This is a genomic window from Agromyces sp. NBRC 114283 (assembly GCF_030268405.1).
Taxonomy (GTDB): domain Bacteria; phylum Actinomycetota; class Actinomycetes; order Actinomycetales; family Microbacteriaceae; genus Agromyces; species Agromyces mediolanus.
The window spans coordinates 579,618-602,211 of record NZ_BSQP01000001.1 but is presented as its reverse complement, the minus strand read 5'-3'; the positions used below and the strand labels follow the sequence as shown (position 1 = coordinate 602,211).

General features: G+C 73.9%; 21 protein-coding genes. 9 read left to right on the top strand and 12 right to left on the bottom strand.

From position 1 onward, the window contains the following. Positions 1-14: 14 nt before the first annotated feature. Both QSJ60_RS02870 and QSJ60_RS02865 read left to right on the top strand, forming a co-directional pair. On the top strand, positions 15-1,478 hold the full coding sequence (locus QSJ60_RS02870) for a GntR family transcriptional regulator (RefSeq protein ID WP_285462427.1): 1,464 nt from the start codon (positions 15-17) through the stop codon (positions 1,476-1,478). A gap of 83 nt (positions 1,479-1,561) precedes the next feature. Then, complete coding sequence (locus QSJ60_RS02865) at positions 1,562-1,792, top strand: carbon storage regulator (protein ID WP_285462426.1); 231 nt, start codon at positions 1,562-1,564, stop codon at positions 1,790-1,792. Between the two features lie 19 nt (positions 1,793-1,811). Here QSJ60_RS02865 and QSJ60_RS02860 read toward each other — a convergent pair whose 3' ends face one another. Genes QSJ60_RS02860 through flgN form a run of 4 tightly spaced genes read right to left on the bottom strand, consistent with a single transcriptional unit; the run spans position 1,812 to position 4,959 of the window. Further along, positions 1,812-2,180, bottom strand: a complete 369-nt coding sequence (locus QSJ60_RS02860; RefSeq protein ID WP_285462424.1) for a flagellar assembly protein FliW — start codon at positions 2,178-2,180, stop codon at positions 1,812-1,814. After that, entirely contained in the window at positions 2,177-3,052 is an 876-nt protein-coding gene (gene flgL, locus QSJ60_RS02855) for a flagellar hook-associated protein FlgL (RefSeq protein ID WP_285462422.1), read from the bottom strand. The genes QSJ60_RS02860 and flgL overlap by 4 nt, the downstream gene beginning before the upstream one ends. A 6-nt stretch (positions 3,053-3,058) precedes the next feature. Further along, positions 3,059-4,477, bottom strand: a complete 1,419-nt coding sequence (gene flgK, locus QSJ60_RS02850) for a flagellar hook-associated protein FlgK (protein WP_189084173.1) — start codon at positions 4,475-4,477, stop codon at positions 3,059-3,061. Continuing rightward, a complete protein-coding gene (gene flgN, locus QSJ60_RS02845) occupies positions 4,477-4,959 on the bottom strand; it encodes a flagellar export chaperone FlgN (RefSeq protein ID WP_189084172.1) in 483 nt (160 codons plus the stop codon). Before flgN ends, flgK begins: the two co-directional genes overlap by 1 nt. A gap of 274 nt (positions 4,960-5,233) precedes the next feature. Here flgN and QSJ60_RS02840 point away from each other — a divergent pair, with 274 nt between their 5' ends. After that, on the top strand, positions 5,234-5,965 hold the full coding sequence (locus QSJ60_RS02840; protein WP_285462421.1) for a hypothetical protein: 732 nt from the start codon (positions 5,234-5,236) through the stop codon (positions 5,963-5,965). A gap of 263 nt (positions 5,966-6,228) precedes the next feature. Beyond that, positions 6,229-8,154 (top strand): helicase associated domain-containing protein, encoded by a 1,926-nt coding sequence (locus QSJ60_RS02835; protein WP_285462420.1) that lies wholly within the window; start codon positions 6,229-6,231, stop codon positions 8,152-8,154. 7 nt (positions 8,155-8,161) lie between these two features. Here the strand turns inward: QSJ60_RS02835 and QSJ60_RS02830 are convergent, their stop codons facing one another. Both QSJ60_RS02830 and QSJ60_RS02825 read right to left on the bottom strand, forming a co-directional pair. Further along, a complete protein-coding gene (locus QSJ60_RS02830; protein ID WP_285462419.1) occupies positions 8,162-9,211 on the bottom strand; it encodes a zinc-dependent alcohol dehydrogenase family protein in 1,050 nt (349 codons plus the stop codon). A 53-nt stretch (positions 9,212-9,264) separates the two neighbouring features. Then, the gene (locus tag QSJ60_RS02825) at positions 9,265-13,071 is read right to left on the bottom strand and encodes a beta strand repeat-containing protein (protein ID WP_285462418.1); all 3,807 of its coding nucleotides are present in this window, start codon (positions 13,069-13,071) and stop codon (positions 9,265-9,267) included. 143 nt (positions 13,072-13,214) lie between these two features. Between QSJ60_RS02825 and QSJ60_RS02820 the strand changes: the two genes are divergently transcribed. Genes QSJ60_RS02820 through QSJ60_RS02800 form a run of 5 tightly spaced genes read left to right on the top strand, consistent with a single transcriptional unit; the run spans position 13,215 to position 15,782 of the window. Further along, entirely contained in the window at positions 13,215-13,652 is a 438-nt protein-coding gene (locus QSJ60_RS02820; RefSeq protein ID WP_285462417.1) for a hypothetical protein, read from the top strand. Beyond that, entirely contained in the window at positions 13,652-14,164 is a 513-nt protein-coding gene (locus QSJ60_RS02815) for a phage tail protein (protein ID WP_285462416.1), read from the top strand. Before QSJ60_RS02820 ends, QSJ60_RS02815 begins: the two co-directional genes overlap by 1 nt. 11 nt (positions 14,165-14,175) lie before the next feature. Beyond that, on the top strand, positions 14,176-14,676 hold the full coding sequence (locus QSJ60_RS02810) for a phage tail protein (protein ID WP_285462415.1): 501 nt from the start codon (positions 14,176-14,178) through the stop codon (positions 14,674-14,676). 25 nt (positions 14,677-14,701) lie between these two features. Beyond that, entirely contained in the window at positions 14,702-15,229 is a 528-nt protein-coding gene (locus tag QSJ60_RS02805) for a phage tail protein (RefSeq protein ID WP_285462414.1), read from the top strand. A 7-nt stretch (positions 15,230-15,236) separates the two neighbouring features. Further along, positions 15,237-15,782 (top strand): GNAT family N-acetyltransferase, encoded by a 546-nt coding sequence (locus tag QSJ60_RS02800; RefSeq protein WP_285462413.1) that lies wholly within the window; start codon positions 15,237-15,239, stop codon positions 15,780-15,782. Here QSJ60_RS02800 and QSJ60_RS02795 read toward each other — a convergent pair. The 6 genes from QSJ60_RS02795 to QSJ60_RS02770 all read right to left on the bottom strand — a co-directional run bounded on the left by QSJ60_RS02795 (position 15,689) and on the right by QSJ60_RS02770 (position 22,573). Further along, positions 15,689-16,387 carry a TMEM175 family protein gene (locus tag QSJ60_RS02795; protein WP_189084162.1) on the bottom strand — a complete coding sequence of 233 codons (699 nt, stop codon included), beginning with the start codon at positions 16,385-16,387 and terminating at the stop codon, positions 15,689-15,691. The two genes, QSJ60_RS02800 and QSJ60_RS02795, sit on opposite strands and share 94 nt — an antisense overlap. 119 nt (positions 16,388-16,506) lie before the next feature. Beyond that, positions 16,507-17,001: a hypothetical protein gene (locus QSJ60_RS02790; protein WP_285462412.1), complete on the bottom strand. Its 495-nt coding sequence runs from the start codon at positions 16,999-17,001 to the stop codon at positions 16,507-16,509. Beyond that, positions 17,001-17,357: a hypothetical protein gene (locus QSJ60_RS02785; RefSeq protein WP_230768656.1), complete on the bottom strand. Its 357-nt coding sequence runs from the start codon at positions 17,355-17,357 to the stop codon at positions 17,001-17,003. The genes QSJ60_RS02790 and QSJ60_RS02785 overlap by 1 nt, the downstream gene beginning before the upstream one ends. Positions 17,358-17,487: 130 nt before the next feature. Further along, a complete protein-coding gene (locus tag QSJ60_RS02780) occupies positions 17,488-19,095 on the bottom strand; it encodes a carboxylesterase/lipase family protein (RefSeq protein WP_285462411.1) in 1,608 nt (535 codons plus the stop codon). A gap of 48 nt (positions 19,096-19,143) precedes the next feature. After that, entirely contained in the window at positions 19,144-19,299 is a 156-nt protein-coding gene (locus tag QSJ60_RS02775; RefSeq protein ID WP_285462410.1) for a hypothetical protein, read from the bottom strand. A 280-nt stretch (positions 19,300-19,579) separates the two neighbouring features. Then, the gene (locus tag QSJ60_RS02770) at positions 19,580-22,573 is read right to left on the bottom strand and encodes a CshA/CshB family fibrillar adhesin-related protein (RefSeq protein ID WP_285462409.1); all 2,994 of its coding nucleotides are present in this window, start codon (positions 22,571-22,573) and stop codon (positions 19,580-19,582) included. Positions 22,574-22,594 lie beyond the last annotated feature (21 nt).

Here is a 22,594-nt window from a genome sequence, read left to right as displayed (position 1 = left end):
AGGAGAGTCCAACGATGGTTCTCGATCGCCTCGTCCCCCGCCCCTCCGTCGATCCGCACCGCCCCACGACCACGGCCGAGCCGCGCACCACCGAACTCCGTCGCGGCAGCCCCGGATTCCTCGGGGGCGCCTCCGGCCGGGGCGATGTCTCGGCCTACACCGATGCCGCCGCCTCCCGCGTCTTCCGCAAGCTGCGCGGCGACATCATCATCGGCACGCTGCCGGGCGGCTCGCGACTCATCGAGCTCCCGATCGCGCGCGAGGCCGGGGTCAGCCGTCACGCGGTGCGGACGGCGATCCGACGGCTCGTCTCGGAGCGACTCGTCGACGAGTCATCCGCTCAGGGCTGGCGGGTGACCTCTTTCACCAGGTCCGACGCCGCCGACCTCGCCGAGGTGCAGTCGCTGCTCGACCGGGTCGCGGCCCGCCAGGCGGCACACCGCCGAACCAGCCGGGACCTCGCGGGGTTCCGCCGCCAGATCGCCGCGGCCGAACGCGCCCTGCAGCGCGGCGACGACCTCGATCTGATCCGCATCGGCGGACGCTTCCGGGCCGAGGTCTATGGCTCGACCGGCAACGGCCCGCTGCTCGCACTCCACGATCTGCTCTTCAGCCGGTCGCTCCGGCTGCTCGCCTTCGCGGACGACGCGGAGCTCGACCCGGCGCGCGCACTCGCCGACTTCGACGCGGCGTTCACCGCGCGCGACGCGGATGCCGCGGAGCTGGCCGCGCGGCGCTTCAACGCCGAGCTCCGCACCGCCCGCCGCGTCTGGGCGCTCCGCCGGCTCGACGAGTCAAACGGCGGGTTCGGTCGCGAACTCGGCGACCCGACCGCCGCGGCGGGCACCGAGCCGCACGCGGTCGAGCGCATCGCGGCCGCCCTGCGTGCCGAGATCCTCAGCGGAGCGCGGGCGCCGGGCCAGCCGCTGCCGACGCGGGTCCTCGCCGAGCGGTACGGTGCCGGCCGCGCCGACGTCCGGGGCGCGATCGGCGAGCTGGCGAAGGAGGGGCTCGTCGCGCCGGGCTCGGGCCAGCTTTCCGCGCGGGTGCGCGACATCCCGGAGACGGAGCTCAGCGGCTTCCTCGACCTCGGCAGGCTGCTCGACCGCCTCGCCGTCCGCTTCGCCGCCGAGCGACCGACGCCCGAGGCGCTCACCGGGCTCGAGGAGCGGGCCCAGGACGCGGAACGACTGGCGCGACGCGGCGACGCGAGCCCCGCCGAGCTCGACGAGGCCGCGCTCGCGGTCCGCGCGCAGCTCCACGACATGTCCGGCAATCGCGTGCTGCGGGAGCTCGCCCGAACGATCGAGCCGCGCCTGCGCGTGTTCAGCGCCCGCTCGCCGGGCACGCTCGCGTCGCTCGGCGAGCACCGGCTCGTGCTCGAGGCGGTCGCGAGCCGCGACTCCGGGCTGCTCGATCGGCGGGCGAGGGCCGACGGAGCATCCGCTCCGCTCGACCGGCCGCTGACCGTTCGCTGATTCCGGCGCGCTCCGCGCCGGTGCCGCGCATGATGGTGGTGACGGCCGCCGGGGAGTCTGCGGCCAGGAGGAGCGAAGCAGGGATGCTGGTACTGACCCGCAAGTCGAACGAGCGCGTGCTCATCGGCGACGACATCGTCATCACGGTGCTGGAGGTGCGGGGCGACAGCTCCGTGCGACTCGGCATCGAGGCACCGCGCGACCGGCGCATCCAGCGCGAGGAGATCGTCGTCGGCGTCACCGACGCGAACCGCGAGGCCGCCGAAATCGGCGCCGGCGCCGAGTCGGAGCTGTTGCGGCTGCTCGGTCGCTGAAGTCCGCGCGGGCTCGCGCTCAGGCGGCGGCGAGCACCTCGGCGAGCGGGGCGCGGAGCGGCCAGTCGCCGCGGTCGAGGATGGTCTGCCGTGCGCGGCCGTCGGCGGCGACCACGATGGGCGCCTGCAGGTTGACGGTGGTCGGCGCCGCAGAGGGGTTCACCACGACGTAGACGGCGGGCTCGGGGTCGCCGAGCTCGTCCAGGTCGATGCGGGGCACGATCGGGTGGTAGCCGGGCAGATGGAGCGAGGCATCCAGCAGGTACAGGCGCGCGTCGCCCGACGCCGCCCGCAGGGCGAGCAGGCCCGGCGCGCCGTCGACCGCGACGAGCTCGAAGTCCGTGTCGGCGAGCCCGAAGGGCGGGGCGAGGAAGGTCAGTCGGGTCATCGCAGGTAGTCCATCAGGGTCGGGCGCACGGCGCGGGCGGTGGCGGCGAGCGCGGCCTGGTGCGCGATCTCGCTCGTCGAGAGCTCGATGGCGGCGGTGGCCACGTCGATGTCCTCGAGCCGGCTGCGGGTCGCCTCGAGGTCGATCTTCTGCGCGAGGTTACGGTCGACCGACTGGAGCACAGTCGCGTGCCGGGCCCCGGCCGCGGCGTGCGCGTCGAGCACGGCCGAGCGGTGCACGTCGAGCGCGCTGAGCTCGGCCCCGACCGGGGTGCCGGCGCGGAGGCCGGCGGCGATGCGGTCGATGGTCGCGAACACGGAGTCCGCGCCCACGCCGAAGACGCTCGAGCCGTCGACGTCCACACGGACAGTGGTGCCCGCGTCGATGCGGCGCTCCACGGTGCCCGCCCCGCCGGAGAACGCGTAGCTCGCGTCGAACGCCGGCTGGTCGGAGGTGCCGGCGAACACCTGGCGGCCCGCGTAGCTCGAGTTCGCCTGCGCGAGCAGCAGGTCGCGCACTGCGTCGAGCTCGGCGGCGATGGCGTCCTTCTGCGTCTGCGAGAGGGCGCCGTCGTTCGCGCCCTGCAGGGTGAGGTCGCGGGCCCGGCCGAGCAGCGACGTCGTCGACTGCAGCGCGGAGTCGATCGTCGAGAGCCAGGCGTTGCCGTCCTGGATGTTGCGCGAGTACTGCAGGTTCGCGCGCTGCTCAGCGCGCACCTGCATGGCGCGTGCGGTGGCCGCGGGGTCGTCGGAGGGCTTCGTGATGGCCTTGAAATCGGTGGCGCGCTGCTGCGCCCTGGCCAGCTGGGATGCCGCGAGCTGCAGGTTGCGCGCAGAGGACTGCGCGATGGACATCGTGGTGACGCGGTTCATCATGGCTTACCTCCCGACCACGCCGGTGCGGGTGATCAGCACTTCGAGCATCTCGTCGATCGCGGTGAACACCCGCGCGGCCCCCTGGTAGGCGGTCTGCGCGGTGACGAGCGCGAGGTTCTCCTCGTCGAGGTCGACGGCGGACTCCGACTGCTGCCGGCCGACGGCGTCGACGAGGCCGAGCGCGGCGACCTGCGCCCGCGAGGACTCGGCGCCGGAGGCGATGCCGACCTTGCCGACGAAGGAGCCCCAGACTTCGTCCGGCGAGCCCGCGGCCCGACCGATGCCGGCGATGCGGTCGGCGATGGTGCCGTCCTTCGCGCCGGCGCCGGGGAGGGCGGCGGCGATGCCCGAGACGTCGGTCGGGATGACGCGCAGGCCGAGCGCGGCCGGCACGCCGGGGTCGAAGGCGAAGAAGTCGAGCCCGGTCGTGCCGTTCGGCGTCGCGCCGGTGCGGTGCACGGCGTTGACCTGCTCGGCGAGCGCCGTCGCGACCGCGTCGTAGGAGGCGAGCGCCTCGTTCAACGGGCCGCCGGTGCCGCCCGACGCGGGAGCGAGCATGGAGAGCGCACCGGCGAGCTCGCCGCCGTCGAGGTCGATCGCGGTGCCCGGTCGGCGTTCCCACTGCACGGAGACCGCGCCGGTGCCGCCCGGGGTCGTCGGCCCCGCGAGCACGAGCCGGTTCGCGGTCGTGCCCGTGACGATCGGGTTGCCGGCGACGAGCACGTCGACGGTGCCGTCGCCGCGGTCGTAGACCTGGCCGCCGGCGATCGAGGCGAGGTCGGCGGCGACGCGGTCGCGCTCGTCGAGGAGCTCGTTGACCTGCCCGCCGGCGAGGGTGGAGCGGCGGATGGTGTCGTTCAGCTCAGCGACCCGGGCGGCGGCGTGGTTGACCTGGTCGACCATCGTCGAGGCATCCTTCCGCAGCGCCGTCCACTGCGAGGAGACCGCGCGGGAGCCGTCGGCGATGCGCGCGGCGAGGGTGGCCGCCTGCTGCAGCACGACGGCCGCCGCCGCACCGTCGCCGGCCGCGTTGCCGAGGTCCTGCCAGGAGGCCCAGAACTCCTGCATCCGTGCGGAGAGGCCATCCTTGCCGGGCTCGCGGAGGCCGGTCTCGAGGGTCTCGAGCGCGGCCGCGCGGGTCGCGTGGTAGCCGGAGCTCGCGGAGGCCTCGCGGACCCCCTCGTTCAGCATCTCGTTCGCGAGGCGGGCGATGCCGGTGACCATGACGCCCTGCCCGGGGCCTGGGCGCGAGAGCGCGAGCACGCCGATCGGACCGGCGACCGGCGAGGAGGCGAGCTCCGCGCGCTGGCGCGTGTAGCCGGGCGTCTTCACGTTCGCGATGTTCTGACCGGCGACGTCGACGGCGGTGCGCGCGGCGTTCAGGGCGGTGTGGCTGGTGTTCAGCCCGCCGAAGGTGCTCATCAGGTCTCCTCGTCCACCAGGGTGGCTTCGACGACGTCCCGGGTGAGGCCGCGAGCGTCGTAGGTCGTGGTGCCGCGACGGGCGGCGTGCTGGGCGACTCCGGCGGGCCGGGCGGCCTGCTTGAGCAGCTGCTCGTTCGCATCGCGGAGCTCGCTGATCTCGCCGGTCACCTCTCGGAGGGCCGCGAGGTGGGCGAGCAGGATATCGCGCCAGACCTCGTCGCCGACGGCGTCGGCGAGTTCCTGGAGCGTCGCCTCCGCGGGCAGCTGCAGCTCCTCGGCCACCTCGGCGGACTCGACGGCACGCGCGAGCCCGACCTCCTTGAGGCGGGCGGTGAGGAACTCGATCTCGTGCGCGGCCCGGCCGAGCCACCGGCGGCGGTCGGTGGCGAGCAGCAGGCGTTCCACCTCGAGCTTGTACAGCAGCACGTCGAGCAGCTCCCGCTCGCGCCAGAGCACGGCGGAGAGTTCGTGCAACGACATGCGGACCGCCTCTCCTCGATGCATCCGACTATCGGCCGTGCGCCCGCCCGCGGTAAGCGCGCTCCCCCGTTCCCTTTCCGACTTGCCCGACTTTCATGAAAGTCGGGCAAGTCGGCACAAAGGCGGACCGTGCCGCGCATGTATCTCTTGCCGGGATGTCCGCACTAATGAGGACACCGCCGAACGCACCGATTCGGCGGCCCGGCGGGTGGACCCGCACCCGCTGCACACACGATCCAGGGCCCGCGAGGGCCGAACCCGAGGAACGAGCACGATGCCAGCAGAACAGACCACGACCGCCCCGCACCCGCTGGAGGGGTGGACCGAGCGCCGCGAGCACGCCGACGGCGTCTCCTACTGGCGCCGCGGCGAACGGCACCGCGCCGTCGGCTGGGCGGTCGACCGCGCCGGCGCCCGCGAGGCGTGGCTGTTCGGCCGGCGCATCCCGACGCCCGCGCACCCCGAGGAGCTGTGCTTCGCCGGCCAGGCCGCCGACGGCGTGCTCGAGTGGCACGACGAGGCGGGCCGGGTGCGCGTGCTGCGCTGGACCACCGCCGGCGGCGTCGAGGAGACCCGCTACCTCGGCGAGACCGGCGCGCCCGAAGCGCATCCGGGCGGCTACCACCGCGTCCGCGTGCTGCGCACCGGCGAACGCCGTTTCTACGAGGAGACCGCCGGCGGCCCCCGCCTGCACCGACTCGACGGCCCGGCCCTCGAGGACGCCGGCAGCGCGCGCCGGTCCCGCTGGCTCGAGCACGGTGCGCCCGTCGCCTCGCCCGAGGAGCTGCTGAACGCGGCGAAGCGCCGCGCGATGGCCGCCTGGAACCGGGGCGTCGATGCCCCGACGCACATGCTCGCGGAGGCGGATGCCGAGCGCATCGCCGCGGTCGTCGCGGCCGAGCCCGACTGCGAGCTCGCGTGGGAGCTGTCGATCGCGTTCCCGACGCCGTGGATCACCGGGATGCGACGCGCCGGACTCGCCGAGCGTCCCCCAGTCCGGGGGTGAACCGGACGGGTCCGCCCCCGCCGACGACCCGCTACTCGCCCGGAATCACGCGGATCCGCCGGGGGTGAGCGCGCTCCCCCGAAGCGGATTCGTCAGGGCCCCTTCCCACCTCCTTGCCCAAGCTGTGCAGTGGCTGTGAGAATCGCCGCAGCGGCCGGTGTTCCGGCGTTCGGATTCGGGTTCCGAATGTCTCCGGCCGCCTCGGCGACCGCGGGGGCGGTCGCCGTGGCGTGCGCGCAGCGCCGCCGGATTCGGGGTATGGAATGGGCGACGACAGCTCGGCGCCGACGCAGCAGGCGTCGGGTCCTGGCCTCGCCGCCGCGCGCCCGCGCCACGACGCGCCGATCGCCCGTCGCACGATGCGAACGCCGACGCCGACGCCGACGCCGACGCCGCGGCACGGCGTCGCCCTGCACGACGGTGACGGCGAGTGGGAGGCGCGCGTCGCACGGCTGCGCGAGCACCTCGCCACCACCGGCCGACCGCCGCGGGATGCCGCGAACGCCCCCGAGGCGGAGCGCGCCGTCGCCCGCTGGCTGAAGCGGCAGCGCGAGCTGCTCCGCACGGGCGCGCTGCCCGAGCGGCGGCTCCGCCACCTCGACTCCGTCGTTCCCGGCTGGCGCGACCCCCGCGGCACCGACTGGCACGGCACGGCCGTCGCCGTCGGACTGCATCTCGCGGAGACGGGCGCCTACCCCTCCCCGAGCGCGCACGACGCCGCCGAGCGGCGCCTCGCGACGTGGCTGCGCACGCAGCGGCGGGCCGAGGCATCCGGCCGTCTGTCGCCCGAGCGGCTCGCCTGGCTGGAACTGAACCTGCCGAGCTGGCGGCGCCCCGCCGACGAGGGCTGGGACGACACCGTCGCGGCGGTCGCCGGCTTCGTCGCCGAGACGGGGCGGTTCCCGCGCGAGGCGGCCCACGGGGAGCAGTTCGAGCGGCGGCTGGCGGGCTGGCTCCGCCGGCAGCGCGAGGCCGCGGCCGACGACCGACTGGACGACGAGCGTCGTCGGGCACTGGACGACGCAGTGCCCGGCTGGCTCGACCCGGCCGCCGCGCGGTGGACCCGCACCGCGCGGCGACTCGCCGGATGGGTCGCGGCGCACGACCGCCTGCCCGCGAAGCACGCCTCCGACCCGCTGGAGCGCAGACTCGGCGAATGGCTGGCCGGGCAGCGCCGGCTCGCGGCCGCCGGCTCGCTCCCACCGGCGCGGGCAGCCCGACTCGACCGCTCGGTCCCGAGCTGGCGCGAGCGCCCCGATGCCGCATGGCGAATGCGCCTCGACGAGCTCCTCGCCTTCACCGCCGCGGCCGGCCGCGCGCCGGCCCGCACCGCCGACGCCGGCGACGAGGAGCGCCGCGCCGCCGCCTGGCTCGCCGAGCAGCGCACCGCCGCGCGGGCCGGCCGCCTGAGCGACGCCCGCCGCGCCCTGCTGGACGCGTCGGTCGTCGGCTGGTTCGACGACGAGCGCGAGTGGCGGCAGCAGGCCGACCGGCTCGCCCGTCGGCTCGCGCTCGGCGCCGGCGCGCCCGCGAGCCGCGCCGAGGACCCCGAGGAGCGATCGCTGGCCAGGTGGCTGCAGCGGCAGCGCGGCCTCGTCGCCGCCGGCGAGCTCGACGAGTCGCGCGAGCGCTGGCTCGACCGTCAGCTCCCCGGGTGGCGGGACCACCGCTTGACGGCGTGGGAGCACACCGCGACGCGCCTTCTCGCCTTCCGCGCCGAGCACGGCCGACTGCCGGCCCGCAGCGACGACGCGAACGCCGCGGAGCTCGAGCTCGGCGTCTGGCTGAACAACCAGCGCTCGGCGGCCCGCCGCCGCGGTCTGATCCCCGAGCGCGAGCAGTGGCTCGACGCCCGCATCCCCGAGTGGCGCGACCCGCGCCTCGCGAGTTGGCTCCGCCGCGCCGCGGAGGTCGCGGCCTACCTCTCGGAGCGCGGCCGGCTGCCCTCCGAACGGTCGACGGTCGAGCGGTCCCGCCGCCTCGGCACCTGGCTGCAGACGCAGCGGCGCGCGCACCGCGACGGCACGCTCGACGCCACGCGCATCGCCTGGCTGGACGCGAACGCCCCGGGCTGGGCGGGCGAGGGCAGCGGTCCTCGGCCGATCCCGCCGTCGGAGCCGGCGACGCCGCAGCGGCTGACGGCCGCCCGGCGCCCGGGCGACGACGACGGTCTGCCGCGCATCGCTTGACCGGGCGCTACGGGCGCAGCAGCACCTTCACCGCACGGCGCTCGTCCATCGCGGCGTACGCCTCGGCGGCCTCCTCGAGCGGCAGCTCGAGGTCGAAGACGAGCCCCGGGCGGATGGCGCCCGAGCGCACGTCGGGCAGCAGCTCCTCGATGTAGCCGCGCACCGGTGCGACGCCGCCGTTCACCCCGACGTTCGTCTCGAACAGTCGCCGCACGGGCAGCTCGGGCCCGCCGTTCGGCACGCCGACGTAGCCGACCATGCCGCCGGGGCGGGCGGAGCGGATCGCCTGGTCCATCGACTCCTTCGTGCCGACGCACTCGAGCACGCGGTCGGCGCCGATCCCGCCGGTGAGCTCGCGGACCGCCTCGATGCCCGCGTCGCCGCGCTCGGCGACGACGTGCGTGGCGCCGAACTCCCGGGCGAGCGCCTGCCGCTCGGGGTGCCGGCTCATCGCGATGATCGTCGTCGCGCCGAGCCGTTTCGCCGCGATCACGGCGCAGAGTCCGACCGCGCCGTCGCCGACGACGGCGACCGCGTCCCCCGGGCCGACCCCCGCGGAGACGGCGGCGTGGTGCCCGGTGCCCATGACGTCCGAGAGCGTCAGCAGCCCCGGCACCGCTTCGTCGGCGACCGGACCGGGCACGACGGCGAGCGTGCCGTCGGCCAGTGGGACCCGCACGCGCTCGCCCTGCGCGCCGTCGGCGAAGCCGCCCTCGCGGTCGGCGGAGCCCCACCAACCGCCGTGCAGGCAGGAGGTGGAAACCCCGTTGCGGCAGTTCGCGCAGCTGCCGTCGCAGACGTAGAACGGGGCGATCACGAAGTCGCCCGGGCGCACGCGCTCGACCTGTTCGCCGACCGCCTCGACGACGCCGACGAACTCGTGCCCGATGCGGCGCGGCTCACGCGTCGGCGTCACGCCGCGGTACGGCCAGAGGTCGGAGCCGCAGACGCAGGCCGCGACGACCCGCACGATCGCGTCGCGGCCGGTCGAGAGCACCGGGTCGGGCACCGTCTCGATACGGATGTCACCGGGGCCGTGGATCAGGGTGGCGCGCATGAGGGCGAGCCTACGCCCTCATGCGCGCGCCGGCCGCCCGCGCCGCCGGTGGCTCAGGCGCCCCGGCGGCGGCGGACGGCGAGCAGCACCAGCAGGGCGAGCCCCGCGAGGATGCCTCCCGCCGCGAGCAGCATCGGCAGCAGCGTGTCGACGCCGGTCTGGCTGAGTCCGCCCGGCGCACTGCCGGTGCCGTCGCCGGGCACCGGGACCGGCACCACGAGCTCTGTCTCGGCGGCGAGGAGGCGCGCCGAGCCATCCGCTCCGACGCCGCTCGCCGCGAACGCGTGCTCTCCGGCCGCGAGCGCCTCGGGCACCGTGACCTCCGCGGAGAAGGCGCCCGAGGCGTCGGCGACCGCCGAACCGAGCGGCGTGAGCGTCGAGTAGACGCCGAGCGCGATCGGCGCGCCGGGGAGGAAGCCCTCTCCGGAAACCGTGAGCGTCTGGCCGCGGCGGAGCTCGGCCGGAACGCCCCCGAGCACCCCGTCGACCGCGGCGGGCAGCTGCGAGGGCAGGGCGACCTCGTCGGTCACGGTGAGCGAGAACTCGAGCACGTCGTCGCCGGAGGCGTTCGTCGCGGTGAGCTCGATCGCCGACGTCGCGGCGTCGCCGAGCGCGGGGGTGCCGCTCAGGGTCGCGGTGCCGTCGCCGTGGTCGACGAGGGTGAGCCACGCGGGCAGGGCGCTCGCGGTGATCGCGGGGGCGGGATGGCCGGTGGCGGACACCTCGATCGTGCGGGCCCCGCCCGGCAGCACGGTGACGTCCGACTGCGCCGCGAAGACGGGCACCTCGCCGACGGTGAGCGTCGCCTCGGCGCTCGTCGCCTCGCCGGCCGCGTTCGTGAACACGGCCCGGTACCGAACGCCGTCGTCGGTCAGGGTGGCGGTGAGCGTCAGCGTCTCATCGCTCGCGCCGGCGATCGGCTGCCAGCTGGCTCCGTCGTCGGAAGAGCGCTGCCACTGCACGCCGGGAGCCGGGAAGCCGCTCGCCGCGGCGGTGAACGCGAGTTCGGTCCCCGCGACGACCGAGGCGTCGACCGGGTTCTGCGTCACGACGGGCGCCTCGTTCACCGTGAGGCGGACGAGCTGTCGGTCGCTGCCGTAGGCGTTCGAGATGAGGAGTCCGACCTCGACCGTGCCGCCCGCGCCGGCCGGCGGGGTGCCGACGAGCCGCTGCGAGCCGACCGGGCCGGTGAGGCCGAGCCAGGTGGGCACCGTGCCGTCGAAGACGACCGCACCGGCGTCGGGGTAGCCGCCGTCGACGGTGATGGGCAGCTCGCCGGCGGTGCCGACCGTGAAGGTCGCGGTGCCCGGGCTCGTGATCGCGGGGGCGCGCCCGACGACGAGCTGGATCGTCTGGTGCAGCCCGCCGACGCTGTTCTCGACGTCGATGCGGGTCGTGTAGAAGCCCGCGTCGGCGGGGGCGGCGGTGCCGTGCAGCCGGACGCGCCCGTTGCCGAGGTCGGTGAGGGCGATGCCGGTCGGCAGCGAGGAGTTCTCGAGCGCCGTGACGGTCGGGACGGGGGCGCCCGAGAACACGAGCGTCTCGTCGATGCTCGTCCCGGCCGCCACCGAGTAGAAGGTCGGGCCGAGGTAGCTCGGGGCGGACTCGACGGTGAGCGTGAAGGACTGCGTCGCCGTCCCCGTCGGGTTGCCGAGCGAGAGCGTGAAGGTGTGCGTGCCGCCCGCATCCGCCGGGGGCGTGCCGACGAGCCGCGTGCCCGAGGTGGTGTCGATCCTGAGCCAGGACGGCGCGCCGCTGAGCTGCGGGACGCCGGTCGCCGCAGGGTAGCCCGGCGTGAAGGTGATCGGCACGCTCTGCTCCGTGCCGTTCGAGGTGAAGGTCGCGGACGCACTGCTCGTGATGGCCGGCGGGGCCGTCACGGTGATGGCGATCGACGCTGAGGTGTTCCCGAACCGGTTGCCCGCCTCGAGCGTGATCGGGAAGAGGCCCGACGCCGTCGGTCGCCCGGTGATCGTCGCAGTGCCGTCGCCCACGTCGTCGAAGCTCAGCCCGGCGGGCAACCCGCCCGAGGCGAGCGAGATCCGCTGGGCGACGTCGCCGGTGGTCCTGATCGTGACGTCGACGAGGTCGCCTTGCGGCACGGTGAGATCGCTGAGCCCGTCGAAGACCGGAGCCGACCCGACCTCGATGATGAGCGTCTGCTCGACCGTCGCTCCGTTGTCCGCGCGCAGCACGACCTGGTGGCTGCCGCGCGCACCGGCGGTGGGGGTGCCCGAGATGTGCGCGGCGCCGGGCGCGCCGGGCAAGAACGACAGGCCGGTCGGGAGCGCGCCCGAGACGAGGCTGATCGCCGGCGTCGGATCGCCCGTCGCCGTGACGGGGAAGGAGACGGCGTCGCCGATCGGCGCGACGAGACTCGCCGGGCTCGTGAAGTTCGGCACTGCGCGCACCAAGATGGCGATCGGGATGGTGGCGGCGTCGAAGCTGAGGCTCGCACCGCCGGCCCCGCCCGTCGCACCGGCCGTGAAGGTGGCGCCGGCCGTGCCGGCGCTCAGGACGGCCGAGGCCGGCGAGACGGTGGAACCGCTGGGGCCGGTGGCCGCCCAGGCGACCGCCGCCCCGTCGAACGCGGTGAGGTTCGCGGGGGCGACGGGCAGGCCCGCGGAGTCACGGCCGAGGGTGGCGGTGAGCGCGGTCGAGGTGCCCGAGTCGACGGTCGAGGCCGCCGCGCTCGCGGCGAGCGTCAGGTGCGGCGCGACCGTGCCGCCCGGCAGGTTCGCGAGATCGCATGGCGCGGTCGACGGGCCGGCGTTGCAGCCCCACCAGTTCAGCGTGGCGGCGACGGTGCTCGAGACATCCGCCCGGAACGCGGCCCCGCCGCCCGTGTTGCCGGCGATGCGGTTGTACTGCGCGGTGACCGGCCCGTTCGCCAGCGCGACGGCGGCACCGAAGCCCGCTGCACCCGCGACCGTGTTGCCGGTGAAGGTGTTCGCGGTGATCGTGGCGGGACCCGAGAGCTGACGCACCGCGCCGCCAAGGGCCGGCGAGCCGTCGCTCGTCGCCACCTGGTTGCCGTTGAACGCCGAGCCGCTGATCTCGACGGCGGCCCCGGCCGCGTCGTACGCGACGGCGCCGCCGCCGTTGTCCAGGCCGGCTGCCGCGACGACGGAGTTGCCGGTGAAGGTCGACCCGGTGATGCGCAGCGCCTGATCGGCCGGATCACCGAGCGCCTGGTAGAAGACCGCGCCGCCCGCGCCGATGCCGGCCGTGTTCTGATCGAAGAGGGAGTCCTCGATGGTGAGGCTGCCGCCCATGACCTGCACCGCGCCGCCCGGGGCGAAGGAGCCGGCCGTCGAGCGGTTGTCCCGGAAGACGGCGTCGCGGATGACGAGCTCGTCGCGGGCGGCTGCTTCGGCGGAGCCCGCGATGATCGCACCGCCGCCGGCCTCCGCGTCGCGCCCGCCCTGGAAGGTGAGCCGCTCGAGCGTCACGGAGACGCCGCCGCCCACCGCGGGGTCGACGCTCAGCAGCTGCGTCGTGCCGTTGCCGATGATCGCCGCCTCGCCCGAGGCCGGGCCACTGACCGTGATGTCGGCACCGGGCGCCGTGCCGAGCTTGAGCGCGCCGGCCGCGCCGAGCCGGTACTCGCCGGCGGGCACCGAGATCTGCTGCGCACCGCCGAGGTTGCTCGCCACGCAGAAGGCGTTGCGGAGCGTCACGGGGTCCGCCGTCGTCGTGACGGTGTCGTTCCCGCAGGCGTTGTTGACGTCGCCGTCGGCGGTGGTCGTGACGGTGATCGCGTCGGCGGCGTACGCCGGGGGCGAGACGAACACCCCGCCGGCGAGCAGTGCAGCGATGGAGAGCGCCGCTGCGGCACTCCGGACGTGTCCAGCCCGCAAACGAAGCCCTTTCCCGATGCGCCGTCTCGAGGGCGCGTTTGCACCCCAACTGGGTACGTCGGAATGCTATCGGCTGATTCGATCGGAGAGATAGTGTGGGCCCGCCGCCCAGTTCGGGGGGTTTTCGGGATCTCAGGAGCGACGTGACGTCAGGACTCTCACGCCGCACCGCCCTCGGCGCCGGCGCGGCTGCGCTCGGTGCCGCGGCGGTCGGCACCGCTGCGCCGGCGCAGGCGCAGCAGGCGGCGCGCACGGCGACCGCCTCGACTCCGCCGGCCGCGGCCGCCGGCCCCGACCCGGCGCTGCCCGTCCGCTCCCAGTTCCTCGGCCGCGAGGGCACCGGGTACGACGGAGCGTCGCAGTGGTCCGCTCATCGGCTCGAGCTCGCCTTCATCGGCGACCTCCCCGGCGACGGCGACGCGGAGCACCGCTTCGCCGTGCGGTTCACGACGGATGACGCGGCGCGCGACGGCATCTACCGCCTGAGCGCGCCCGGCGAACCCGACGCGATCCTGTACCTGACGCGCGTCGGCGGCGGCGCGCCGACGCTCGAGGGCGTCGTCGATCGGAGAGCCGTCTGATGGCCGAACCGTTCCTCGGCGAGATCCGCGTCTTCGCGGGCAGCTACGCACCGGTCGGTTGGGAGCTCTGCGCAGGGCAGCTGCTCTCGATCAGCGAGAACGAGGCGCTCTACACCCTCATCGGCACCATCTACGGCGGCAACGGGGTCACGAACTTCGCCCTGCCCGATCTGCGTGGTCGGGTGCCGGTGCACCAGGGCGCACTGCCCGGCGGCGACACCTACGTGATCGGTACGCCGGGCGGCGTCGAGCAGGTGACGCTGACCGCGAATCAGCTGCCCGCGCACACGCACGCCGCCCGCGCCACCGCGGTGCCCGACCGCACCACCCCCGGCGACGCGATCTGGTCCTCGCAGACCACGGGCGCGTACCAGGCCGCGAACCCGTCGGCGACGATGCAGGCGCAGACGGTGCAGGAGGTCGGCGGTTCGTTCCCGCACGAGAACATGCCGCCGTCGCTCGCGGTGACGTACATCATCGCCACCTACGGCATCTTTCCGTCCGAGTTCTGAGGGGACGAACCATGGCAGACCCATTCATCGGAGAAATCCGACGTGTCGCATTCAAGTTCGCCCCGAAGGGTTGGCTCCCGTGCGACGGCCGCATCCTCTCGATCCAGAACAACCAGGCGCTGTACGCACTGCTCGGCGCCACCTACGGCGGCAACGGCGTCACGACCTTCGCCCTGCCGGACCTCCGTGGCCGCAGCCCGATCGGCGTCGGATCGAGCATTCCCTGGGGCGCCGTCCTCGGCGAGGAGAGCCACGCCCTCACGCAGAACGAGATGCCGATGCACACGCACCAGGTGACGGCGACGAACGCCGCCGCCGCCGGCACCTCGCCGGCCGGCGCGGTCTGGGCGCAGACGGAGCAGGCGGCCTACGGCACCGGCTCGGCGACGACGCAGCTGCGCCAGAGCGCGGTCACGTCGGTCGGCGCCAATCAGCGCCACGAGAACCGGCCGCCGTTCCTCGTCGTCAACTACATCATCGCCACCCAGGGGATCTTCCCCTCGCGCAACTGACGCGCCCTGGTCCGAACGGAGCATCATGGCAGACCCCTACTACGGCGAGATCCGCACCGTCGCCTTCGGTTACGCGCCGTACAACTGGGCGCCCTGCAACGGGCAGCTCATGCCCATCGCGCAGAACACCGCCCTGTACTCCGTGCTCGGTACCACCTACGGCGGCGACGGCAAGTCCACGTTCGCCCTGCCCAATCTGAACGGCCACCTCGCGATGGGGCAGGGCGACGGGCCGGGGCTCACCCCCCGTTCGCTCGGGATGGACGTCGGCAGCGCGACCGTGACCCTGCTGCCGACCGAGATGCCGCGCCACACCCACGCGCCCGCCGCGATCGACGCGGCCGGCACGTCCGGCTCCGCGACCGACGGTGTCTGGGCGCAGCCCCGCTACGGCCGGGTCGGCCGCAAGGCCTACGCGAGCAGCACCGACGCGACGATGCGCGGCGACGCCCTCGGCATGGCCGGCGGCAGTCAACCGCATAACAACCTGCCGCCCGTGCTCGGCATGTACTTCGTCATCGCGCTCGTCGGCGAGTTCCCGCCGCGCCCCTGACGCGCCGATGACCACCGAGCACGACCCGCGGCATCCGCTCGTGCAGCAGATCGCGGCCGAGGTGCTGCGTGAACGCCTCCCCGGCGTCCCGGCGGAGTTCGCCGCGTCGCTCGTCGCCGCGCAGCTGCGGGCGAAGTTCGAGGCGATGCGCGTCTCCCGTCCGGCGAGCACCGCTGAGCTGCTGCCGGCCGGCCGGGACGACACCGAGGAGGCGCTCGGCTACCTGGTCGTGGACCGCAGCGGCGAGGAGCTCCGCCTCGTCGACCTCGCGGTCCGCGCGGACGCCCGCGGCCGCGGCGTCGCGAGCGCGGCGCTCGGCTCGCTCACGACTGAGGCGGATGCCTCGGGTCGAGCGATCGGGCTCTCGGTGTGGGCGGGCGACCCCGCCGAACGGCTGTACGCACGGCACGGCTTCGTCCGCGTCGACACAGGCGATGCGCGGGAGGACGCCGCCGACGGTTACGTCGAGCTGCGCCGCCCGCCCCGGCCGAGCGCACGCCAGAGCAGTGTGTGCACGGGCGACACCAGCACGAGCAGCAGCAGCGCCCAGTAGCCGATCGCGGGCACCAGGATCGAGAGAGCGAGGGCGACGAGGAAGAGCCCGGTCGTGATGACGTCGGCGAGGATGCCGCGGCGCAGCCGCAGCTCGGCGACCGAGTGCAGCGCGGGGTGCCGCAGCAGGTACCAGCGGATGGCGAGTGACATGACGCTCGTGAGCACGAGGCTGCCGATGTAGACGAGCTTCTGCGCGTCGTCGGTGTCCATCGATCCGAGCATCGCCGTCGGCACCGGTAGCCACACGATCGTGAACATCCAGCCGATCGTGAGCCAGAGCAGCGCGGGACTGGTGCGCTCGACCCTGGCGAACACCCGGTGGTTGGCGAGCCAGAAGGTCGCGATGAGCGCGAAGCTCAGCGCGAAGCTCATCAGCTGCTCGGCGTGCTCGCCGAACCAGGCGACGACGCCGCCGCCCTCCGCGCCCGCATCGGTGACGCTCTCCATGAGCGGAAGGATGAGCAGCGTCATCGCGATCGCCACGACCGCGTCGGTGAAGGCTTTCAGGCGTTCGGCCGAGGTGGTGGCGGGGCCGCTGCCGTCGTCCACGGGTTCCGCATCGTGGTCGTCGAGGCGACGGCGATCCGGCTCGTTCGAGCTCATGGACGCAGAGTAGCGAATACCGCAGCCCACGAGGGGATCTCGGCGGAGGGAGTGCGCGTGCGGCCGCGGGGGGATGGGCGACCGCACGCGCACGAGGTGGAGCCACGCGTTCGCGGGGCTCAGCTCGTCGGCGCGAGCATGATGGGGCAGAGCTCGCCCGCACGCTGCGCGTCGAGATCCGGAACGGCGGACCAGGGGATCCACGGCTCGCTGTCGTACGTCTCCTCGAACGCCTCGCGGGATGGCCGCTCGGGCACGGGGAACCCGGCGCCGTCGAGGCACTCTTCGATCTCGACGTACCAGTCGTAGATCAGCTCGTACTGATCGGCCGACAGCGGCGCGTCGGGATCGATGCCGGCCGCTTCCAAGCACTCCAGGTCGTCGGCTTGATACGCGGTCATCTGCTCGGGCGGGATGTTCCCGACGATCGCCGTGCCCTCGAGCCGGACGTCCCACCCCCGCTCGACCAGGCAGGCCGCCCGCTCGCTGGCCACGTCGGCGCCGGCGAAGAGGGAGTCGATACCGCTGCTCGACGGTGCGGGCGAGGTCGGGCTGCACCCCGCGAGTGCGAGCACGGCGACCGGGAGGAGAACGAGGAAGCGCCGACGCCGCATCAGATCGCTTGGCAGTACCGGTTGGCGGAGGAGACGTCCCCGTTCGAACCGAGGCCGTAGGCGTAGAAGTTGCCGGCCTCGTTGGTCCAGAACTTCCAGCCCCAGTTCGCGTACGCGGCGGAGTAGCCGAGGCTCACCGTGTTGCTGTTGGTGTTCTGCGGGTTGTTGAGCTGGAACTGTACGGTGCCGCGGGCGACGGCGGTCGTGCCGATCGTGATGTTCGGATACGCGGTGCACGAGATGCGGCCGGTGATGGCGCGCATGCCGGCAGCCTCGGCCGGAGCCGCGACCGCGAGGGTGGCGGCCATCGCGGCGGCCGCGGTCGCGGCCAGGGCCGCTGCTCGGAACTTCTTCATTCGATCCTCCAAACGTCGGTGTCTTGCGGATCTCTGAAGCGTATGGGATTCCAGCGTTCGGATTCAAGGTAGAAACGCTGTGGGTTCCCGCGCAATGCGTCCGAACAGAGACATCGCGCCAGTTCCACGCTCAGACGTGGGGGACGAAGCGCTGCCAGGCGACCCGGCGCTCACCGCGGGGGTCGGCCTCGATCCGGTCCCGCCGATCGAGAATCAGGGTCAACCGCTCCGGCTCGCCGTACTGCGGCCAGTCGAGCCATCCGTCGTCGCCCGGGCCCGCCACGCCTCGTCCGCCGGGAGCGCGCGCCAGCTCCGGGCTCCCGGTCGTGGCGAACCTCGCCCAGCGCGCCTGCATGCGACGCCCGACGGCGACGAACATGCCCCGGCCGCCGAGCACGGTGAGCCCGACGCCGACGGGGGTGTCGAACTTCTCGAAGAGCGCGAACAGCTCGAGGCCGTGCGTCGCGTCGAGCCCGAGCAGCCGGGCCATCCGCGGCGCCGCATCGAAGCGGTAGCTCCACGTCGGTGCGAAGCGCGCGTGCCGCTCGGCGAGTTTCACGCTCGGGAACCAGAAGGTGAAGTCGCCGGCGAAGTCCGCGGCGGGCCGCCGATCCGGGAGCCCGGGATACTGCCGTTTGATGCGCTTGCGCGCCTTCTTCTTCGTGTTCGCGAAGATCGCCCGGATGCGCGGCTTCGTCGTCGGCAGGATGTCGATCCGCCCCTCGAACAGCGAGCCCTCCCGGTCGTTCGTGCCGATCACGAGCGGCACGCGGTGGGCGCGCCCCTCTTTGAACGCGTCGAGCGGCCGCCACGGCAGGAACTCGCCATCGATCACCGGGGCCAGGCTGATCGTGCCCGGGTTCTCGTCGGGCGTGCGCACGGCGAGCTCCGTCGTGGCGCGGGCGAGCACCGCGGGGTCGGCGGTGCGCAGCATCCGGGCCGCGTCCTCCGGCGCCTCGCTCTCCAGGTCGTCGTCGTCGACGAGCCGGCTGAGCAGCCGCACGTACTCGGCCGCCCAGCGCTGCGCGATCTCGGCCGGGTAGACGGCGTTCGCCGGGGAGGACTGCGCGATCGCCCGCGCGAAGAGCCCCTCGGCGGCGGGCACCGTCATGAGCGTCGTCACCGAGTTCGCGCCGGCGGACTCGCCGAAGAGCGTCACCCGCGAGGGGTCGCCGCCGAAGGCGCGGATGTTCCGCCGCACCCACTCGAGCGCGGCGAGCTGGTCGCGGAGGCCGAGGTTCGCCTCGATCGGATGCCCCGGCGTCGAGTAGGCGCGGAGGTCGAGCCAGCCGAGGGCGCCCAGCCGGTAGTTGCAGCTGACGTAGACCACCCCGTGCCGCGCCGCGAAGAGCTCGCCCTGGCGGGGGTACTCGCCGGAGGAACCGACGCTGTACGCCCCGCCGTGCAGGAACACCATGACCGGCAACCCGGCGCCCGGCCCGGCGCCCTCCGACGAGATCACGTTGAGGCTCAGGCAGTCCTCGCTGCGCGGGAGGTGCGGGGCCGCGCCGATGAACTGCCCACGACGCAGCTGCGGGGCGACCGGTCCGAACTCATGCGCGGCGCGGACGCCGTCCCAGCCGCTCGCGGGCTGCGGCGCGCGGAACCTCGCCGCTCCGCCCGTCGGCGCGGCGAAGGGGATTCCGCGCCACGTGCGGACCCCGCGACGGCGCACGCCGTGCACCGCGCCGAGCTCGGTCTCGACCAGCAGCCCGTCCCCCGCAGCCGTCCCCACCATGCGCGCATGCTAGCGGCCCGGCGTGAACGGCGATGCCGTCGAGGTCGGCTACAGCCGCACCCAGTCGACGACGGTGGGGCGGTCGTTCGTCTCGGCGAACTCCGCGGCGCAGCGCAGCGCAGCTTCGACCTCGAGCAGCACCGACCCCGGCAGACGAATGCGCTCGCCGAGCGCGGTCTCCGGGAACTCCCGCGTCGCCGGCACCCGCGATGGTACCCAGCGCCTGATACCCGGCTGTCTTCGCGCGCGGGAAGTAGTGCACGGCCGCGACATCTCCGGCGATCAGAATGTCGAGCACGGGAAACGACGCTCCGAGCGCCGAGAGCTGGAAGTGGCCACCGTGCTCGCGGCGCGAGTCGAGCAACGCCGTGAGCGACGCAGCCGTCCAGACGGTGTGCAGTTCGTCGAGTGCGACCACCTCGATCGCTCCGGCCAACCTGACCTCCACAGTTCTCCGCACCGGCCCGCGCCGGCCGCCCTCGCATCAGCCGCCGACCCGCCGGCGACGCGCCAACACCATCGCGCCGGCGCCGACGGTCAACAGCAGGAGCACGATGGGCACGACGCCCTCGCCGACCTCGACGCCCGTACGCGGGAGCTCGCCGGGCAGCGGGGCTCCAGGCGCCGGCGGCGCGATCGGCACGACCGGCGGGGCGTGCACGAGCAGGCTCGCATCGGACACGTTCGAGTGCGGTATCGCCGCCCCGCTCGGCGGGTACGCGGAGGCGACCGCGGTGTTGCGCACCGTCCCAGCGGCACCGTCGTCGGGCCCGACCGTGTAGCTGGCCGTGCACGTCGCGGACTCCCCGGGCGCGAGCACGATCTCCGGGCAGGACACGTCGCTCAGCGTGCCCGTGCCGGTGAAGCCCGTCTCGTCGATCCACGGGTCGACGACGGAGACGTTGCCCGTGTTCGTGACGGTGAAGCGGTAGAGCACCGTGTCGCCGATGCGCGCTTCGACCGGCTCGACCGACTTCACGAGTTCGAGCGCCGGGTCCTGCGCCGCCTCGATGTCCGCGTCGCTGCGCGGGGTCTCGATCGGCTCGGTGTCGCCGACCGCCGTGCCGCTCGCGCTGGCTGCGTTCGAGAGCTCCCCTCGGTCGAGGTCGGCCTGGGTCACCACGTAGCTCGCCGTGCACGTCATCGACTCGCCGCCGCCGAGCGCGGTGCCTGGGCACTCGATCGCGGAGAGCTCCCCGCTCCCGCTGAACTCGAGCTCGTCCACGGCGATGCCGCTCACGGTCACGTTCCCGGTGTTCGTCACGACGAAGCGGTACTCGACGAGCTGCCCGACCTCGCCGAACGCGGCGGGTTCCGCGGACTTCTCGAGCGCCAGGCCGGTCTCCGCGGGGATCGCGACGACGGCGCTCGACTCGCCCGACCCGGGGCGGGCCTGGCCCGGCGGGGGCGTCGCCGCAGCCGTCGCGGTGTTGTCGATGCGTCCGGCGTCCACGTCGGCCTGCGTCACCTCGTAGCTCGCGGTGCAGTCGACGGAGTCGCCCGGAAGGATCGGGCCGGGCGGGCAGGAGATCTCCAGCGGCCCGCCGGTGCCGGAGAACGACACCTCCGTGATCTCGGCGTCGTTCAGCGTGACGTTGCCCGTGTTCGTCACGTGGAACGTGTACGTCACGATCTCACCGGCGCGGGCGACCGTGCGCGGGCTCGCGCGCTTTTCGAGGCCGATCTCGGGGCTCGGGTCGCTCGGCAGCTCCTCCTCCACCGGGTCGGCGGCGACGGGCTCCTCCTCGCCCGCCGGCATCCCGCTCGCGCTCGCGGTGTTGCTGAGCGAGCCGGAGTCGACGTCGGCCTGGGTGATCGTGTAGGTCGCCGTGCACGTCATGGTGTCGTCGGGCTGCACGGTGCGATCGGCCGGGCACTGGATCTCCGAGAGCTCCCCGCTGCCCGAGAACGCGTCCTCGCTGATCGTGACGTCGTCGATCGGCACGTTGCCGGTGTTCGTGACCACGAAGGTGTAGCTGATCTGCTGGCCGACGACGAAGTCCTCCGCCGCCGAGGGACTCGCCGCCTTCGTGATCGACAGCGCGGGCGCGGCGGCCTCGGCCGGCGTGCGGGTGCGCGCGGGCCGCGAGCTCACGTCGTCGCTCGTGCCGCTCACCGTGCCGGCCGCGGACGCCCGGTTCTCGACGACGCCGGCCTGCTCGTCTTCGGGCGTCACGGTGTACGGCGCGTCCGCCGCGCAGTCCACCGATGCATCCGGTGCGAGCTCGCCCGGCGGGCAGCTCACGCTGCCGAGCTTGGGGTCGTCGATGCGCACGTCGGTGAGCGGCAGCTCGCCCGTGTTGGTGACCCGGAAGGTGTAGCGGATCCGGTCGCCCGCGTCGGTGATGCCGTTGCCATTCACGTCCTCGATGGCGGCGACCCGCTTCACGAGGGAGAGGCCGGTGTCCTTCTTGGCGTTCGTGATGGTGCACGAGACCAGGTCGCCGATGCCCACGTGCACCTCGGCCCGGTAGCCGGGGGAGCGACCGGTCGGCAGCGTCGGGTCCGCCGCCCCGTTCCGCGTGCAGGACCACGAGGCGTCGTAGTTCGTCAGCTCGCCCGCGATCATGCGCTCTGCGAAGGTGAACCTCGTCTCCATCCCCTTGGCGACGACCGTCTGCCGTCCGGTGGTCGCGCTCGCGCCGGTCGGGCCGGTGGAACCGCTGTACACCCAGGTGCCGTCCTCACCGCCGATCGAGATGCGGAAGTCATCGCCGGTGAAGCGGGACTCGACTCGCTTGTTCAGCTCCACCTGCGAAAGCAGCACGCCGAAGGCGACGGCCTGCACGCCGCCGCCGACCATGCGCTGGGTCCAGAACTCCGGATTCTCGCTCGCGACGATGGCGTTGCCGGTCTTGTTGACGGTGCGGGTGGCGGCGCAGCTCACCTCGGTGGTGCCGAGACCCGGCAGACGTCCGTCGCACGCCGTGCCCACGCCCGGGTCGGAGCCGTTCGCGGTCAGGGAGAAGATCGGGTTGCTCGACCGCCACCGGATGGACTCGTTCGTGTCGGTGCTCTCGGCGTCGGCGCCGACGAGGGCGAACGCCGTCATCTCCTGGCCGAACGCGTTGACCACGCGGATGTCGCTGAGCGTCAGGTCGGTCGTCGTGCGATGGCCCGTCTGGTAGAGCGCCGGCCGGCCGCTCACCCCGGTGTACTCGCGGTTGCCGAGGTAGGCGCCGCTCCACGTCGGGAAGGGTACGGTCTGGATCATCCCGCCGGAGGTCTTCAGCGTGAATGACATCCGAGAGCCGCCGGGGAGCCGCACCTCCATCTCCTGGCCGGCGGCGCTCCGCGCCTGGGCGGAGTCGTAGGAGCTGAGGTCGAACCAGCAGAGCGTGGTCGCGAAGCGGCCGGAGCCCGGATCGGCGGTCGAGCAGCCGGTCTCGGTCGCCGCCTGTGCGGCACCGGCCGTTCCCGCGACCATGCCTCCGGCGATGACCACCACCGCCGCGAGCGCGGCCAGGGCACCGCGCACCCCGCGGATGCTTCGGCCGCG

Bases quoted from the DNA above. Each gene is read 5' to 3' on its own strand.
- QSJ60_RS02870 (WP_285462427.1), top strand. From the start codon at position 15: ATGGTTCTCGATCGCCTCGTCCCCCGCCCCTCCGTCGATCCGCACCGC.
- QSJ60_RS02865 (WP_285462426.1), top strand. From the start codon at position 1,562: ATGCTGGTACTGACCCGCAAGTCGAACGAGCGCGTGCTCATCGGCGAC.
- QSJ60_RS02860 (WP_285462424.1), bottom strand. From the start codon at position 2,180: ATGACCCGACTGACCTTCCTCGCCCCGCCCTTCGGGCTCGCCGACACG.
- flgL (WP_285462422.1), bottom strand. From the start codon at position 3,052: ATGAACCGCGTCACCACGATGTCCATCGCGCAGTCCTCTGCGCGCAAC.
- flgK (WP_189084173.1), bottom strand. From the start codon at position 4,477: ATGAGCACCTTCGGCGGGCTGAACACCAGCCACACCGCCCTGAACGCC.
- flgN (WP_189084172.1), bottom strand. From the start codon at position 4,959: ATGTCGTTGCACGAACTCTCCGCCGTGCTCTGGCGCGAGCGGGAGCTG.
- QSJ60_RS02840 (WP_285462421.1), top strand. From the start codon at position 5,234: ATGCCAGCAGAACAGACCACGACCGCCCCGCACCCGCTGGAGGGGTGG.
- QSJ60_RS02835 (WP_285462420.1), top strand. From the start codon at position 6,229: ATGGGCGACGACAGCTCGGCGCCGACGCAGCAGGCGTCGGGTCCTGGC.
- QSJ60_RS02830 (WP_285462419.1), bottom strand. From the start codon at position 9,211: ATGCGCGCCACCCTGATCCACGGCCCCGGTGACATCCGTATCGAGACG.
- QSJ60_RS02815 (WP_285462416.1), top strand. From the start codon at position 13,652: ATGGCCGAACCGTTCCTCGGCGAGATCCGCGTCTTCGCGGGCAGCTAC.
- QSJ60_RS02810 (WP_285462415.1), top strand. From the start codon at position 14,176: ATGGCAGACCCATTCATCGGAGAAATCCGACGTGTCGCATTCAAGTTC.
- QSJ60_RS02805 (WP_285462414.1), top strand. From the start codon at position 14,702: ATGGCAGACCCCTACTACGGCGAGATCCGCACCGTCGCCTTCGGTTAC.
- QSJ60_RS02800 (WP_285462413.1), top strand. From the start codon at position 15,237: ATGACCACCGAGCACGACCCGCGGCATCCGCTCGTGCAGCAGATCGCG.
- QSJ60_RS02795 (WP_189084162.1), bottom strand. From the start codon at position 16,387: ATGAGCTCGAACGAGCCGGATCGCCGTCGCCTCGACGACCACGATGCG.
- QSJ60_RS02790 (WP_285462412.1), bottom strand. From the start codon at position 17,001: ATGCGGCGTCGGCGCTTCCTCGTTCTCCTCCCGGTCGCCGTGCTCGCA.
- QSJ60_RS02785 (WP_230768656.1), bottom strand. From the start codon at position 17,357: ATGAAGAAGTTCCGAGCAGCGGCCCTGGCCGCGACCGCGGCCGCCGCG.
- QSJ60_RS02780 (WP_285462411.1), bottom strand. From the start codon at position 19,095: ATGGTGGGGACGGCTGCGGGGGACGGGCTGCTGGTCGAGACCGAGCTC.